Origin of the sequence: Roseburia sp. OM02-15 (assembly GCF_003481835.1) — a bacterium.
Classification (GTDB): Bacteria; Bacillota; Clostridia; order Lachnospirales; family Lachnospiraceae; genus Eubacterium_I; species Eubacterium_I ramulus_A.
The window spans coordinates 27602-44134 of the sequence record NZ_QULX01000021.1 but is presented as its reverse complement, the minus strand read 5'-3'; the positions used below and the strand labels follow the sequence as shown (position 1 = coordinate 44134).

The 16533-nt window shown below is 44.3% G+C and carries 15 protein-coding genes and 1 pseudogene; 14 read left to right on the top strand and 2 right to left on the bottom strand.

Annotated elements, in window-relative coordinates:
- Positions 1-115 precede the first annotated feature (115 nt).
- From DXB15_RS14430 to DXB15_RS14405, 6 genes are all read left to right on the top strand, one after another.
- Positions 116-1087 carry an ABC transporter permease gene (locus DXB15_RS14430; RefSeq protein WP_109216589.1) on the top strand — a complete coding sequence of 324 codons (972 nt, stop codon included), beginning with the start codon at positions 116-118 and terminating at the stop codon, positions 1085-1087.
- Positions 1087-2571, top strand: a complete 1485-nt coding sequence (locus tag DXB15_RS14425) for a sugar ABC transporter ATP-binding protein (protein WP_109216588.1) — start codon at positions 1087-1089, stop codon at positions 2569-2571. Before DXB15_RS14430 ends, DXB15_RS14425 begins: the two co-directional genes overlap by 1 nt.
- Positions 2571-3560 (top strand): ABC transporter permease, encoded by a 990-nt coding sequence (locus tag DXB15_RS14420; RefSeq protein ID WP_118703334.1) that lies wholly within the window; start codon positions 2571-2573, stop codon positions 3558-3560. Before DXB15_RS14425 ends, DXB15_RS14420 begins: the two co-directional genes overlap by 1 nt.
- Before the next feature lie 334 nt (positions 3561-3894).
- Complete coding sequence (locus DXB15_RS14415) at positions 3895-5175, top strand: MFS transporter (RefSeq protein WP_109216586.1); 1281 nt, start codon at positions 3895-3897, stop codon at positions 5173-5175.
- A 180-nt stretch (positions 5176-5355) separates the two neighbouring features.
- Complete coding sequence (locus tag DXB15_RS14410) at positions 5356-6645, top strand: DUF362 domain-containing protein (protein WP_109216585.1); 1290 nt, start codon at positions 5356-5358, stop codon at positions 6643-6645.
- Positions 6645-6920 carry a hypothetical protein gene (locus tag DXB15_RS14405; RefSeq protein ID WP_109216584.1) on the top strand — a complete coding sequence of 92 codons (276 nt, stop codon included), beginning with the start codon at positions 6645-6647 and terminating at the stop codon, positions 6918-6920. The genes DXB15_RS14410 and DXB15_RS14405 overlap by 1 nt, the downstream gene beginning before the upstream one ends.
- A gap of 69 nt (positions 6921-6989) precedes the next feature.
- Here DXB15_RS14405 and DXB15_RS14400 read toward each other — a convergent pair whose 3' ends face one another.
- A complete protein-coding gene (locus DXB15_RS14400) occupies positions 6990-8558 on the bottom strand; it encodes a sigma-54 interaction domain-containing protein (protein ID WP_243115660.1) in 1569 nt (522 codons plus the stop codon).
- A 12-nt stretch (positions 8559-8570) separates the two neighbouring features.
- A complete protein-coding gene (locus DXB15_RS14395) occupies positions 8571-10088 on the bottom strand; it encodes a sigma-54 interaction domain-containing protein (RefSeq protein WP_118703333.1) in 1518 nt (505 codons plus the stop codon).
- A gap of 312 nt (positions 10089-10400) precedes the next feature.
- Here DXB15_RS14395 and larB point away from each other — a divergent pair, with 312 nt between their 5' ends.
- The 8 genes and pseudogenes from larB to DXB15_RS17345 form a co-directional block, all read left to right on the top strand.
- Positions 10401-11150: a nickel pincer cofactor biosynthesis protein LarB gene (larB, locus tag DXB15_RS14390; protein WP_118703332.1), complete on the top strand. Its 750-nt coding sequence runs from the start codon at positions 10401-10403 to the stop codon at positions 11148-11150.
- 4 nt (positions 11151-11154) lie between these two features.
- Positions 11155-11559: a metal-sensing transcriptional repressor gene (locus tag DXB15_RS14385; RefSeq protein ID WP_109216581.1), complete on the top strand. Its 405-nt coding sequence runs from the start codon at positions 11155-11157 to the stop codon at positions 11557-11559.
- 25 nt (positions 11560-11584) lie between these two features.
- Complete coding sequence (larC, locus tag DXB15_RS14380; protein WP_118703331.1) at positions 11585-12577, top strand: LarC family nickel insertion protein; 993 nt, start codon at positions 11585-11587, stop codon at positions 12575-12577.
- Positions 12578-12913: 336 nt separating this feature from the next.
- Complete coding sequence (rpoN, locus tag DXB15_RS14375) at positions 12914-14293, top strand: RNA polymerase factor sigma-54 (protein WP_118703330.1); 1380 nt, start codon at positions 12914-12916, stop codon at positions 14291-14293.
- Between the two features lie 16 nt (positions 14294-14309).
- Positions 14310-15053: an ATP-dependent sacrificial sulfur transferase LarE gene (gene larE / locus DXB15_RS14370; protein WP_109216578.1), complete on the top strand. Its 744-nt coding sequence runs from the start codon at positions 14310-14312 to the stop codon at positions 15051-15053.
- A gap of 142 nt (positions 15054-15195) precedes the next feature.
- Positions 15196-15336, top strand: coding sequence for a helix-turn-helix domain-containing protein (locus DXB15_RS14365; protein WP_118703329.1), 141 nt, complete (start codon positions 15196-15198; stop codon positions 15334-15336).
- A 211-nt stretch (positions 15337-15547) separates the two neighbouring features.
- On the top strand, positions 15548-16240 hold the full coding sequence (locus DXB15_RS14360; protein ID WP_015533258.1) for a response regulator transcription factor: 693 nt from the start codon (positions 15548-15550) through the stop codon (positions 16238-16240).
- Positions 16237-16533, top strand: a pseudogene (locus tag DXB15_RS17345) (sensor histidine kinase); the annotation flags it as partial. The gene DXB15_RS14360 and the pseudogene DXB15_RS17345, both read left to right, overlap by 4 nt.

Genomic DNA, 16533 nt, shown 5'->3' with positions numbered 1-16533 from the left:
GTAACAGTAGATACATATGATGAGTTCCTGAAAACATATGCAGATACCATCTACAATCTGCCAGAATAATTAAAACATAAGAAACGAAGTTAGAAAATAATTTTGGAGGCAATATATGAGTGCACAAGGTTTAAGTAAGCAGTCGAAAAAGAAAATGATTACTTTCGCAGTCATCGCAGTAGCGGTCATTGTAGCAATCATTATCTTAAACGTACTGACAGAAGGCAAACTGCTCAACCCGAAGAACCTGAAAAACGTTCTTGCAGGTTCCGTAGTTCCGACATTAGTAGCTTTTGGCTTTTTGATCGTATTTACCGGTAACGTAACAGACCTTTCCCCTGGTGGAATCGTAATCTTAGCCTGTACAGCAACCGGTCTTCTTGGAAACGCATACGGCGTTCCGGTAATGGTAATCGGCGGTATCGCAGTTGGTGTTGGATGTATGCTGTTAAACTTCTTAGTTTACCGTATTACAAAGATCCCGCCATGGATTGCAGGACTTGGCCTTTTGATGGTATATGAGGCGATCGCCGTAAACTATGCAAACAGCGTAGCTGCAAAAGGACAGAAAGTTGTTGTTATGAACAATGACATCCGTTTCTTAGGACAGCAGCCGGGTATCTACATTTGCTGGATCATCGGTATCGTTGTTGCATACATCATCTTTAATCACACATCACTTGGTATCAACTACCGTGCAACCGGTGACAACGAAGATGTAGCAAAGGTAATGGGTATCAACGTAGATAAAGCGATGATCCTTGGCGGTATCGTAGCAGGTGCATTCTTTGGATATGCAGGTGTTATCAAAGAGAGCTACGCAGCATTCGTAAATGCACAGTCAGGTCTGACCAGTTTAAGTACCACATTCCAGCCGATGGCAGCAGCGTTACTGGCACTTGCTCTGGCAAGCTCCATCAATGTTATCATTGCGGTACCGATTTCAACATTCCTGATCACACTGATCTTTAACGTGTTGACATTATTTGGTGTTCCGTCTGGTACATTCCAGGATTTCATCCTTGGTGTTATCGTAATCCTGTTTGCTATCTTAGCACAGCGTAAAGTTAAGGGGGTTGTCAAGTAATGAGCGAAGTATTGTTGAAAATTGAAAACCTTAACAAAAGTTTTGGAATTACACATGCAAATGTAAATATCAACTTTGAGTTAAAAGCCGGAGAAGTTCGCGGACTTGCCGGTGAGAATGGTTCCGGTAAATCCACACTTCTGTCCCAGATCGCAGGTCTGTACGGAAGTGATTCTGGAAAAATGTACATCCGTGGAGAAGAGTATTCTCCGAAAAACCCGGTAGATGCCAACAACCATAAAGTAGCAATGGTCGTACAGGAGTTGGGAATGATCGGTTCTCTTCCGGCAAGCATCAATATCTATCTTGGAAAAACAAAGAAATTTATCAAAATGAACGACCTGCAGGATCAGGCAAACGCAGTTTCCGATCGTTGGGGACTTCCGAGAGTAAACCTGAAACGTATGGCAGGCAGCATGAATATTGAGAACAGAAAAATGGTCGAGCTGATCCGTGCACTGGCAGCTGATCCGGACATTCTGATTCTGGATGAGGTGACACAGTCACTTTCCCACGATAACCGTAAAGTTTTATATAATCTGATCGAAAAATTCAAAGGCGAAGGACGTTCCATCATCCTGATCTCCCACGATCTGGACGAGGCAATCCAGCTGACAGACTCCATCTCCATCTTACGAGACGGTGAGCTGCTTGAGACAATTTCCAGTGAAGGTCTGAACGAAGACATTCTGAAACGCAAAATGGTAGGTCGTGAACTTGGCGGCGCTTACTATCGTACCGACTGGGAAAACGATTATGATGACGAAGTTGTATTTTCCATCAAAAACGTTACAACAGAGGGCGTAAAGAACTTAAATGTAGACTTACATAAAGGTGAGATCCTTGCATTCTGCGGACTGAGTGATTCCGGTATCCACGAAGTAGGTCCGATCGCGTACGGTCTGACCACACCGAAGGAAGGCGAAGTATTCCTGAACAAAGACAATGTCAAGATCACACAGTCTATTCAGGCACTGGAGCACAAGATGGCTTACGTTCCGAAGGATCGTGACGGCGAGGCTATGATGATGAAGACAACCATCATGAGAAACTTTGTACTTCCGTCCATCGAGGATGTTGCAGGAAAAGCAGGTTTCCTGAATTACGCACAGTTAAAGAAAATGGCAGAGGAAAACAGAAGATCTTTCCATCTGAAATGTACCGGCACCAACCAGAACGTAAACGGTCTGTCCGGTGGTAACAAACAGAAAGTAAACTTAGGAAGATGGCTTGCAAAAGATCTGAGCATCCTGATCGTTGACTGCCCGACACGAGGCGTTGACGTAGGTGTCAAAGCATATATCTATGATTGTCTGAGAGAAGCCAAGAAAAAAGGTATCGGCACGATCATGATCACCGATGAGCTGGTAGAGGCAATCGGTATGGCAGACAACATTGTAGTTATGAAAAACGGCGAAGTTAAGAAAACGATCGGACGTAGTTCCGGCTTCAACGAGGAAGAAATTATTGAGGTGATGGTATAATGAAAAAGCAGGGTAAAATTCAATTACTGGATATTGTGCCAATCTTTATTCTGGCAGGTATCTTTATTATCTTTACTGTCGCATCAAACGGTGCAACATTATCATCCTACAACTTAAAACTGCTCTGTACAAACGTGGTTCCGGTCATCATCGGAAGTTTGGGATGTATTTTCGTTATCGCACTTGGTGGTACAGATATTTCCATCGGTGCAAGTGCAGCTCTCTGTTCCAGCATCGCAGCAGTTATCTCTGCACAGACAGCAGGATGGGTGGCAATTCCGGTCACAATTATCCTTTCTACCGCTTTAGGTGCACTGATCGGTTTTATTGTTACAAAATTCCATGTAGGATCCTTCATGTGTACACTGGCAATCCTGATCGCAGGACGTGGACTGCTGAACTTTATGCTTCAGCAGAGCTCCATCGCAGCACCAAAAGGAATCAGCTTTGTAACATCTTTTGCATTTACAATTATTCTGCTGATTGCTCTGATCGTGATCGTATGGTTTGTATTTGAGTATACCAAATTCGGTTTCTACTGCAAATGTATCGGTGAGAACGAGAGAACCGTTCACTCCGTAGGTATCAACGTAAAGAAAATCCGTATCATCTGCTTCATGATCTCCGGTCTGATGGCAGGTATCATCGGTCTGGTACAGATCTGCCGTGTCGGTGGTTCTACAAGTACACTGTGTAATATGCTGGAGATGAAGGTTCAGATGGCGATCTTCCTTGGCGGTATTCTGACAACCGGTGGTTTTTCCGCAAAAATTTACAAACTGATCATTGGTTCCTTCACAATCGTAGTTATTGAGAACGGAATGATCATCCTTGGTGTATCCAGTGCCCTTTCAGAGGCAATCGAGGGAATTATCCTTGTTGCAATCCTGATCACAACTGTATACTGCAGCAAAGTGGCAGTAAATAAGGATCTGAAGATGGCAGCTCTGGCAGACAAGGAGAGTGTTGCAGAATCTGCGGCTCACTAATGAATGTTATTGAAAAATAGCGTCATACTATAAGAGATGAATTTATGCACTGGCAATGATTGCGTGTGTAACATTGTCAGTGCGTTTTAAATTCATAGGAAATTACAGAAATTCCTATGAACAAAGCACTTCGTGCAGATAATGCACATTCGCACAAGAGAAAATTATTGCGTTGCAATTGTGCTCAGCGCGGACAAGAAAGATGTGCTATTCAAAGATGATTATTACGGAAGTGCGCAATAGCACACTTTCTTGATAATAATAACGGAATCTGATGGAAAAGGGTTAGGTTCTATTTTTTTTTGACTTTTTTGTTGTTGAAGGGAGTTTTATTATGGAAAAAAACAAAAAAAATGGCAACTCATTGGTAAGTTTTGGTAAAGCCGGATGGGGTACGATCATTTTCTGTATGGCAATGTTCTGGTTCTTCGTAGGATTTTGTACAGATGGTAACAACATTACAGCACCGGCAGTAGCGGAACATCTTGGTATTCAGTCCGGAACAGTTCTGCAGATGAATTCTTACGGTGGAATTCTTGGTGTTATCTTCTACATTGCATTTTCCCAGCTGACCAAAAAGATTGGCGCCAGAAAAGTGGCAGCGATCACACTGATCATCTCCGGTGTTGCATATATTGTTATGGGTAACTGCCCGAATCTTGCAGTGTATACCATCGCTTATACCTGTCTGATTGGTTCTATTATGTCCGCAGGTTATGTGGCAGGTGGTGCGCTGGTAGCACAGTGGTTCCCGAAACGTAAAGGTGTGGTTATGGGATATACAACCATGGGATTAAATATCGCATCCGCAACCTGGGTTCCGATGATGACACTCATCATTGCAAAAATGGGATTTGAAAAAGGTGTTATCGTTCCGGGCGTTTTAGTAGCAGTTCTTGCAGTAATCGGTCTGGTATTTATGCGCGATACTCCGCAGGAACGTGGTTTAAATCCGGATATGGTATCTGACGAAGTGTTTAAAGCAGAGTACGATACAGACAGTGCAGAAGATGACAAACGCTGGACGGTTGGAAAACTGTTAAAAACTCCGGCAGTATGGACAGTAGGTATCGCAACAGGTCTCTTACAGTGCTGTTCTACCGGTGTTATGAGTCAGCTGGTGGTACGAAACCAGGAGCTTGGAATGTCTGCAACTCAGGCAATTTCCATGATGACCGTTATTGCTGTCGTTGGTATCTTTGGTTCCTGGTTCATCGGAATTCTGGATGACAAATTCGGTACAAAGAAAGTTATGATCCTGTTTTGTATCTGGTATGCAGCAGCAATTCTTTCCAATGTTACCAATACCACAGCAGGTATGTATATCGCAGTTATTATGATTGGTATTTCCATCGGTGGTTCCGCAAACTTTATGACATCCTTCCCGTCATCTGTATTCGGACGCCATGGTTTTGAGACTGTAAACAGTGTCATCTTCCCAATTCAGTCTATTTTGACTGCAAGTGCATTTATGATCAACGGTATCAGCTTAAATGCAACCGGAAGTCTGAGATGGAGTTATCTGATTCTGGCAGTGATCGCGCTGCTCAACATCATTTTCGTTGGTCTGACAAAAGACCATCAGTTCAACTTGGATTGGAAAACAACAAAATAGTGAAATAATGAAAAGAGGTTGTTGCACAAATGTGTGACAAAACTGCAACAAAAATAATTGAAGGATGCGTTGACGCAACAAAAAAGTCGAAAAAACCGCGAAAATGCGCCATTTAAAACTGGCACAGGTTTTGCAATATATAAAGTAAGTAACAAGGTATCAAAAAAGGAGGATTATAATATGGCGAAAAAATCTCTGGTTGCCCTTGTAAAAGGCACTGACATTCAGGAAAATGTCACCAAAGTATTCGACCTTATGGGTGGAGTAGAAAACGTAATCAGAAAAGGTTCCACAGTTGTACTGAAACCGAACGCAGGACATGCAGAGCCACCTGAGACATCTGTATGTACGAACCCGGAAGTAGTTCGTGCCGTTATCCGCGAGGTAAAAAAAGCGAACCCGAAACGTATCATCGTTGCAGAAGCAGCTGCAATCGGCTGTGACACAGAGGAGTGCTTCCGCGTAAGTGGAATTGCTGCTGTTGCAGAGGAAGAGGGCGTTGAATTAAAAGATATCAAACGTGACAAAGATCTGGTAAATGTTGCCGTTCGTGGTTACCGTTCCAATATCGATCATGTATTACTTCCAAAATTCTTAATGGAAGCAGATCACCTGATCAACCTTCCGATCCTGAAAGCACATGCCAGCATGGTATTCTCAGGAGCATTAAAGAACATCAAAGGTGTCGTACAGGATAAAGTACATATGCAGATGCATCAGCAGAACCTGACTATGGCTATGATGGATGTATGGAGTGCATGTCGTGCCGATATCAACATCATGGATGCTATGCGTGCAGCAAGTGGATACAGCCCGCATATGCCGGTTCCGATCGAGACAAACATGATTCTTGGTTCCAAAGATCCGGTTGCTATCGACCGTGTGGCCTGTGAAGTAACAGGTATCGATACTTCCTGTGTAGATTACTTCAAAGTAGCAAAAGAGACAGGTCTTGGAAACTATGACCTTGAGGATATCGAGGTTGTTGGTAATACCATCGAAGAGAGCTACAAAAAAATGTGGATTCCATATATCGGCGACATGAGCACACGTTGGCCGGAATATGATGTAAAATGTGAAGGCGCATGCTCAAGCTGCCAGGCACTTCTTGCAATCAACATGGAAGAACTGAAAGCTGTTAACGAGTATGACAAGAACGCAGGTATGACAGTTGTTATCGGTGGAAAGAACGAGATTCCGAAGGATATTCCGGATGAGAAGATCGTACTTCACGGAAACTGTACAAAGAAATATCTGAAAGATCATCCGAATGCATACTGGATCCTTGGCTGCCCGCCAAATGAGCCGGCACTGTATCTGACCGTTCAGAGAAAAGAAGTCATCAATGGTATGGGTGACCAGGAGGAAGAAATCATCCGTCCATGTATGGCAAGAGACGCAGCAGTATGGCGTGACTTTGTATTCAAAGCTGCTGACAAATATTACGAGGAGCATCCGGACGAGAGATAATGGAAGGATACGTGTATGTAGACATGGATCAGAAGCTTCGCAATTTGCTGAATACCATTTTTACCGATGAATTCATGGAGGAAAATACTAATTTTTCTAATTTTGAAGGATTTCAGTATTCCAGCGCAGTTATCACGAACTGGAAAGCCGATAAAATGGTTTACGCTCAGCTTCTGATGGATAACTTCGTAAAAGAAAGTACCAGATTTTCATCCTGGGAAGAAATGGTACAGGTAGCGGCAGAACAAAGATTCGGTGCTGCAGCAACCGCGTAATTCATAAATATTACCGAAAGGTGTATTACTTTCTCTATATAAAATGCCCCGCCGGCTGGCGGGGCATTATTATTGCTGTGAATGCTGTGAACGATGCGTTATCATCACGATTTCATCGGGGGGGGGTAAAATGTTATACAATTTTATTTTCCGTGAAACCGTGGATGGATTCAGATTTAATTTCTTTGCTGCTTTTCTCAGACTTCCGCAGGAAGTAAGTGCTTCTTCGATCAACTGTTTTTCAAACTGTTCTACCGCACCGTAAAAATCTGTATCCAGAACTGTGTGTTCCGGTGGAAGGCTCAAATTCAACAGACTGGACAGAACGGAATCTTCGATCGTGCCTTCTCCGGCACTGCATAATATCACGTACTCAATAATATTTTCCAGTTCACGGATATTTCCCGGCCAGTGATAGGTTTTTAACAGATTAAGCTGCTGATTTGTGAAAGCAAAAGCGCAATGATATTTTTCCGTATATTTCCGGATAAAGGTGTTGCACAGTGCTTCCAGATCCTGCAGGCGCTCTCGCAGAGGCGGTACATAGATCGGAATAACGTTTAACCGGTAGTACAGATCCTGTCGGAAGGTGCCGTTTACAATCTTTTCTTTCAGATTGGAGTTGGTTAATGCGATAAAACGGATATCCAGTTTGATGGGATGGGAACCGCCGACCCGGGTAATCTCCTGCTGTTGGATGGCACGGAGCAGTTTGACCTGTAGTTCCATTGGCATATCACCAATCTCATCCAGCATTAACGTACCATGATTTGCCTGTTCAAATAATCCCTTTTTGCCGTTTGGATTCGCACCGGAAAAGGCACCTTTTTCATAACCGAACAATTCGGATTCCAGCAGGTCTGCCGGAATGGAGGCGCAGTTGATTTTGATGCAGGGTTCGTTTTTTCGTGCACTGTTTTGAAATATTTCATCGGCAACTACTTCTTTTCCGGCACCGGATTCGCCGGTGATCAGTACGGTAGCATCTGTCGGTGCAATATGTCGGATCAGATTCCAGATATTGGCCAGAGATCCGTTTTTTCCGATCATAATATTTTCCGATGAGACTATGGAATTGTCATTTGTGTCGGGGTTACTTGAACTGTTAGGAGCTACTTGTCGGAGTTCCTGCAGAAATGTCTGGAAATCTGATTGAAGGTCGCGAAGTGTGATGAGAGAACGGTGACAGACTACGATTAAATGAAGTTCGCCGTTTTCGTTGAATATAGGTGTTCCTGCCAGATATCCACGCAATGGCGGATCTGTTTTATAAGTCGTGCATAGTCGAAACGCACTTTTATGTGTTGTTATAATTTCCTGAATGACGCCGCCGGTGTAGAGCCTGTCCTGGCCCTGCAAGTCTTGTATTTTGTGGTTCAGGATTTCTTCCGGGAGAATGTGTGTGCTCTGGGCAAAGGCATTGTTTATATACAATACCATTCCGGTTGCATCGCTGATTAAAATGCCATCGGTCAGATGATCGATGGCAGATTTGTAATCAATATTTCGTAACTGAAACGTATGAAGAGCCTGTAAAATATCCTGAATTTTGCGCTGTGCAGATTCGTTCTGAGTAGACGCTGAGATGTCGGCAAGCTGTTCACACACATTGGATATAATAATTTGCTGATTCATCATGATTCTGACGCATTATTCCTTTTTGTTTGGATAGTCAATATTGTATTGTTTAATTTTTCGTGAAATGGTGGAAGCATTGATATTCAGTTTCTTGCCTGCTTCCCGAAGGTTTCCGGAGGTCTTTAATGTGGTCTCCAGAAGATTTTTCTCAAACTGGGCAACCGCGCTGCTGAAATCCATGTCTGCGGTGATTGTCGGCTCCTGTTCCTGAGAAATATTTAACAGTCCTGCAATGATGGAATCGTCTACCTGTCCGATACCGGAACTGCAAAGCACCAGATACTCAATAATATTCTCCAGCTCACGGATATTGCCCGGCCAGGAATATTGTTTTAGGTAGGTTAACTGCTGTTCGGTCAGAGAGAACGGACGGTTGTATTTTGCAGAAAAGACTTCAATAAAGCGGTTGCACAATGCTTCGATATCTGCAACACGTTCCCGCAGAGGCGGAACATAGATCGGAATTACGTTTAAACGGTAATAGAGATCCTGTCGGAAGGTTCCGTTTGCTATCTTCTCTTTTAAGTTGGAGTTGGTCAGTGCAAGGAAACGGATATCCAGTTTGATGGGACGGGAACCACCGATTCTTGTGATTTCCTGCTGCTGGATCGCACGCAGTAATTTGACCTGCAGATCCATTGGCATATCACCGATCTCATCTAGCATCAGAGTTCCGTGGTTTGCCAGCTCAAAAAGTCCCTGTTTTCCCTTTGCATTTGCACCGGAAAAGGCACCTTTTTCATAACCGAATAATTCGGATTCCAGAAGGTGTGCCGGGATTGCCGCACAGTTGATTTTTACAAATGGTTTGTCGTTGCGGTTGCTGTTTCGGTAGATCTCATCCGCGATGACTTCTTTACCGGCACCGGATTCACCGGTAATCAGAACGGTGGCATCAGATGGTGCTACATGACTGATCAGCGTCCAGATATTGGCAAGGGTTCCGTCTTTGCCGATCATTTCGTCATTTAAGGATTTTTCTGATTCTGCACAGGAATTTTGCGGATTCATCTCCTGAATCTCTTTGATAAAGGTGTTGAAATCTTCTTTCAAGGACTGCAGGGACACAATCGGTCGGCTGCTGGCAATGACCTGCTTAAGCGATCCGTCAGAGTCAAAGATTGGTGTTCCGGAAGCGTATCCGGTCAGCGGTGTGCCGTTGGCATAAGTCGTAGAGAGACGGAATGCCGGTTTTCCGGTGCTTAAAACATCCGGAATCGCGCCGCCGCTGTACAGCTTGTCCTTTTCAATCAGATCATAAATGTTATGGTTAATTACCCGTTCCGATTCAATCCCTGTGTTGCGTGTGTAGGCAGGATTTACATATAACACATTTCCTTTGTTGTCTGTGATAAAGATACTGTCGTCAATCCCGTCTACCACTTGTTTAAAATCGATTCCCTTATCTAAAAAATAATTTAACTGATGATCAATGTTTTTCAGTTTGTCAGCAAGATCTGCATCAGCTGTTTCCGAAATCAGCTTTTGCAGCATTTGCCGAATCTGGTAAATGGCTAAATATTGATTCATATGTATATAATCCCTCCCCTGGGGTTTTAGCTGTTCTGTTATTATAGCAATTTTTAACAATTTTGTAAACAGTCGTTGCAGGTCTGTTCGAAAAATGCAACAAAGGAAAAAAGAAGGGTGTTTAAAAATTGCAACAAAAATGATATTATTTTGAAAAAATGGAACAGTAATTGCTGTAAAATGCCCGATTTTCTGCTAGAATATGGGAAAAATGGAAAAAACAAAACTGGCACAAAAATTGCAGTATATTATAATTAAAGTAAGATGTTGGGGTCAAAAGATGCCATACGAATTGTAATTGGAGGGTAAATCATGGATGTAACATATTTATCGGATATATTAAAGAAAGTTTCGGAAAACAGCATGGATGTGGATACGGCATTGGAATCTTTAAAGCATTTGCCGTATGAGGATATCGGTTATGCCAATATCGATCAGCACAGAAATCTCCGTACCGGAGAGGCAGAGGTCATTTTCGGACAGGGCAAGACACCGGAGCAGATCGCAGGTATCGTAAGCCACATGATGCATGATAATGCAAGGATTCTGGTGACACGGGCATCGGAAGCATCCTATGAGGCAGTAAAAGAAGTTGCGCCGGAAGCAGTATATGAAAAACTTTCCAAAATTATCATGGTTGGTGCAATGCCGGAGCCGGAAGTGGAAAAAGGAACCATTGCGGTGGTGACAGCAGGTACTTCGGATATTCCGGTGGCAGAAGAAGCAGCACTGACCGCTGAATTTTTCGGTGACAAAGTAGACCGTGTATACGACGTAGGTGTGGCAGGTATTCATCGTCTGTTTGGCAAGATCGACCGGATCCAGAGTGCAGATGTGATCATCGTGATCGCAGGTATGGAAGGCGCGCTGGCAAGTGTCGTCGGTGGTCTGGTGGAAGTGCCGGTGATCGCAGTACCAACCAGCGTAGGTTATGGCGCAAGTTTTGGAGGACTGGCAGCATTACTTTCCATGCTGAACAGCTGCGCGAATGGAATCGGTGTAGTAAATATTGATAACGGATATGGAGCAGCATGTCTGGCAAACAAAATCATGAAGAGGTAGGAACATGGCAAAGGTAAAAGAGTCAAAGGTGGAAAAACAGCAGAGATCCGATGCGGCAGAACAGGCGCACAGACTGGCACATGAACTTGGACTGGATCATGACCATTTGCATGAGGAAGGCACATCTCATGAGCATGGTCATGGACATCATCATCCAAATTCCAAGGCAGTTTCTAACCGGTTGGCAAGAGCCATTGGTCATCTGGAGGCAGTAAAACGGATGGTAGACCGGGAAGATGACTGTTCGGAAATTCTGACGCAGCTGGCAGCGGTTCGTTCTGCGATTAATAATGCCGGAAAAGTAATTTTGATGGATCATCTGAATCATTGTATCATAGAAGCAGTTGAGGACGAGGATTACGACAAGATCAAAGAGTTTGGAGATGCGATCCAGAAGTTCGTGAAGTAGATTTTTTTGAGTGAGGGAATTTAAAATGAAGAAAGTATTATATCTGGAATGTAAGACGGGAGCAGCCGGGGATATGCTGATGGGGGCATTATACAGCCTGCTCACAGAGGAACAGAAAACCATATTTTTGAAAAAAATAAATGCAATCAGCGAAGAAGTGCACGTAATTCCGCAGGAAACATGCAAACAGGGAATCGGTGGCATTCATATGAAAGTTGAGATCAACGGGGAAGAAGAAGGCGTTGAGCATACTCATGAGCATCATCATGATCATGGAGAGATGCATGAGCATACCCATGAACACAGTCATTGTGCAGAACATACCCATGAGGAAGTCCATGTACATACTGATGAGGATGGTCATGGACACGATCATGCTCACGAAGATGCACACGTACATACTCACGAGGATGGTCATGGACACGATCATGCACATGAAGACGCACATACCCACGACCCTCACCATGAAGATGGACATATGCATGCACATCGTCACGGACATCATGCACATACAAGTGTTGCGTCCATTTTGGAAAAAATCAGTTCACTGGATCTGAGCGATATCGTAAAGAAACATGCAGAAGGCATTTACCGCGCTATCGCAGCCGCAGAGAGTACCGTTCATCGTACCGATATGGAGCAGATCCACTTCCATGAAGTTGGTTCTGTGGATGCGTTAATTGATGTGGTTGGCAGCAGTCTTGCCATCGAGATGCTTGGCGTGGATGAGATTCAGGCTTCTCCGGTCTGCGTGGGAAATGGCACTGTTCGCTGTGCACACGGTGTACTTCCTGTTCCGGCTCCGGCAACCGCAGAGATCATCAAAGGCATGCCGGTATATTGCAGCAGCTTTGACGGGGAATTACTGACACCGACAGGTGCCGCTATTTTAAAATACTTTGTTGAAACATTCACAAGACAGATGAATATGGAAATCGAAGAGATCGGATATGGTTTCGGCACAAAAGAATTTGAACAATTAAGCTGTGTAAGAGCTTTTCTTGGTTATCAAAAATAGAGATGGAAGACATCCCTGTAGATGACGGGGATATTTAAAAACAAATAAATGAAAAATAACAGCTCATATATTACCTGTAGTTTGTCAAGAATTAGAGTTGAAAAATTAGCAGAACTAGTATGGTTACGGTTCTTTTCATCACTGTGTATCCATGTAATTCCTCATGTAAGTATGATCATTACATGAATACATGTGATGTGTGAGCTGTAACATAGCATGATGTATGAGCTGTAATTGTTACGCATCTTGAAAAAGAACGTAAGCTTGTTGTAAAATAAGTGTATATTCATTCATTACAAAAGAGTCATATAAGATACGGAGAAGAGGAAAATTACAATGGAACTGAAGATGGAGCTTAGTCAGAAGCAGATTTTGTCACAACACATGGTCCAGTCGATGGAGATTCTTCAAATGAGCGCTCAGGAACTGGAAGGTTATATAGAGAAACTTGCATTGGAAAATCCGGTGATCGAACTGGCAGAGACCAGTCCGGTAAAAGCAGATACTCATCAGGAAGATTTGCAGCGTAAGCTGGACTGGTTGGAATCCACCGATTTGCAGAACCGCGTGTATTATCAGCAGGAGCGGTCTGACGAAAATATGGAAGCAAACTGGCATGACAGCAGACAGTCTGAGGAAAATCTGGAAGAATATCTGCATGCACAGCTTTTACTGGCGGATTACACAGATCTGGAACGGGCGATTGTGGACTATTTGGTCTGTTCTTTAGATTCCAAAGGCTATTTTGTGGGGGACATTGCACAGGTTGCAGAGCATTTTTCGACATCTGAAGAAGTGGTAGAGGAAATGCTGCAGGAGATTCAGGAGCTGGATCCGGCAGGCGTTGGCGCCAGAAACCTTCAGGAATGTCTGTTACTTCAGGTGGAGCGGATTAAGGACTATTCTGATGTAACGGTGGAGATCATCAAGAATTATATGGAAGAAGTTGCCAAAAATCATCTGCCAAACATTGCGAAAAAGCTTCAGGTTTCTCTGGAGGAAGTGCAGGATGCCTGTGAGGAGATTCGCAAGCTGAATCCAAAGCCGGGAAGCTCCTTCAGTGACCGTGAGCAGCTTCGTTATATCAGTCCGGATGCGGTTGTGGTAAAACTGGAAGATCAGTTTGAAATATTGATTAATGAATATCAGTATCCGGGATTTTCCATCAGTGGCTATTATCAGGCGATGATGGAGAGTACCACCGATGAGGAAGCAAAAAAATATCTGAAAGATAAAGTACAGCAGGCACAGTGGGTATCTAACTGCATTTCACAGCGTTCCTCCACTTTATCCCGTGTTATGCATCTGCTGGTAGCAAAACAGAATGATTTTTTCATGTATGGACCCGGACATAAGCGCCCGATGCGTCTGGTAGATCTGGCAGAAGAATTGAATCTCCATGAATCTACCATCAGCCGTGCCATGAGGGGCAAATATCTGCAATGTTCCTGGGGCGTGTTTCCGCTGAACTATTTCCTGACTTCTGTTGCAGTAAAGAGCAGCTGCGGAAATGAAGGGGACGAAAAGACACCGGAGCAGATGAAAGCTATGATCCAGGAGATCGTAGACGGTGAGAATAAGAAAAAACCGTACAGCGATCAGACAATCAGTGACCAGCTTGCGGCAAAAGGAATTAAACTGTCCCGCCGTACGGTCAATAAATATCGTACCGAGATGGGAATCCCGGACAAGAGTGGTCGAAAAGAGTACATTTAGTCATAAAGGAGAAGGAATGACACTGCAAGAGTTTTTTACAGAAAATCCGCGGATCGCAATTGCGTTTTCCGGAGGAACAGATTCTGCCTACTTAGCTTATATGGCAAAAAAATATGCAAAAGAAATGACAGCGATCTATGTATCCACAGCATTTCAACCGGCATTTGAACGGGAGGATGCCATTCGCTTCTGCAAGGAGTATGATATTCCGTTGACGATTTTGGAACGGGATGTATTAAGTCAGGAGGCGGTTGTACAGAATCCGTCAAATCGCTGCTATTATTGCAAAACAGTTATTTTTACCGAGATTCAGAAGAAAGCACTGGAACTTGGATTTACCTGTCTGGCAGATGGAACAAATGCGTCCGATGATGCAGACGACAGGCCGGGGATGAAAGCGTTGCAGGAACTGAAAGTACTGTCACCGCTTCGTATTTGCGGGATCACAAAACCGGCACTTCGGGATGAATCCGAAAAACTTGGATTATTTACTGCACGGAAACCGGCGTACGCCTGTCTGGCAACCCGTATTCCTTCCGGTACACGGATCAGGGCAAAACAGCTTCAGGATGTAGAACAGGCAGAGACCGCACTGACAGCTATGGGATTTACAGATTTTCGTGTGCGCCATCCGGAAGGCTATGCAAAGCTTCAGGTAAAACCGGAGCAGCTTTCCCTTGTAATGGAAAAACGAGAGGAGATTCTGACCGTTTTGGAACCGATTTTCGGAACTGTCTGTCTGGATCTGAAAACGAGATAATGCGTCGCAAACCCGCATAAACACTGGACTTGACCAACGGTCGAGTCCTTTTTTTGACCGAAAAGATTGACGGGTGCGGGGATTGCTGTTATAACTGGGAGCACAGACAGCGCTGCAGAAATCGAAAGGAGCAAAATCTGAAATGGAAAAAAGAGAAAATTTCGGAAGATATATAAAAGAAAAACGAAAAGAAGCCGGGCTCTCGCAAAAAGAGCTGGCAAAGCAGTTATTTGTATCAGAATCAGCAGTTAGCAAATGGGAGAGAGGAGTTTCCCATAGTTAAAGATACCACACCAAATATGATGAACCCACGCTTATACACTACCAGCTATAATAAACCGCAAGGACAGCAATTTGATGATACTGCTGTCCTTTCTTTTATAAAATTGCAGTACACATAAAAAAGCTGTAAAATGATAAATATATTTGTCCTTGTAACAATTCTCGGACATTTGCCTGTTATACTATCTGCAAAAAGCAAAGGAAGTGAGAATATGGAGCAGATTTTAATTGTCGAGGACGACAGTTTTTTGAATAAGATGTTAGACTATAACCTGACCGCAGACGGCTACGGCGTGACTTCTGCCCTAAATGCCAGAACCGCAGCCGAAGCCATCCGCCAGCGGGAATTTGATTTAGTGCTGCTGGACATCAACCTGCCGGACGGGAACGGTTTTGAACTGTGCAAGCTGATAAAGCCCCAGCACCCGGACACCATCGTAATATTCCTGACCGCCAACGATCAGGAGAGCGACCAGATACGGGGCTATGAGGTGGGCGCGGTGGACTACATCACAAAGCCCTTTGTGATCGGGGCCTTGCAGCGAAAAATCAAAGCCATGTTCGCCATGCTGGAACACCACAAACCGGCCAAGGACATTTACGACGACGGGCGGTTGTTTCTGGACTTCTCGGAGCAGACGGCTTCCTTAAACGGCAAGCCCCTGACTCTATCCCCGATGGAGTACAAAATGCTGAACCTGTTTCGTAAAAATCCCCGGCAAGTGCTGACCCGTGGGCAGCTTTTGGAAAAGCTGTGGGATATAGACGAGCGGTTTGTGGACGAACACACCCTGACAACCTCCATCAGCCGTATTCGCAGCAAGATTGAAGCCGACGGCGGCGCACCCTACATCAAGACCGTTTACGGCATGGGGTATCAATGGACGGGAGGCGAGGTAAAATGAAGTTTCAAAACCTCTCGGTAAAGCGGCTGTTTGGCCGGGTGGCAATGGAGCTTGTCCTCTCCATGTCCGGGATCACCATAGCCCTGTTTCTTGTGACAAAACAGATTGCGGTGCTGCTGACAGGCGGGACGCTGCTGCTGTGCGCCCTTGTGGGGATTTTTGTACTGACGCAGGCGTTTGGAAAGCGGCTGTCGCAGTTTACCGCTGACCTGTGCCAGACCTTAGACCACATGATCGCCGGGAATGAAGCGCCCCAGCGGCCAGAGGACAGCGAAACCCAGCTTGCCAGAATC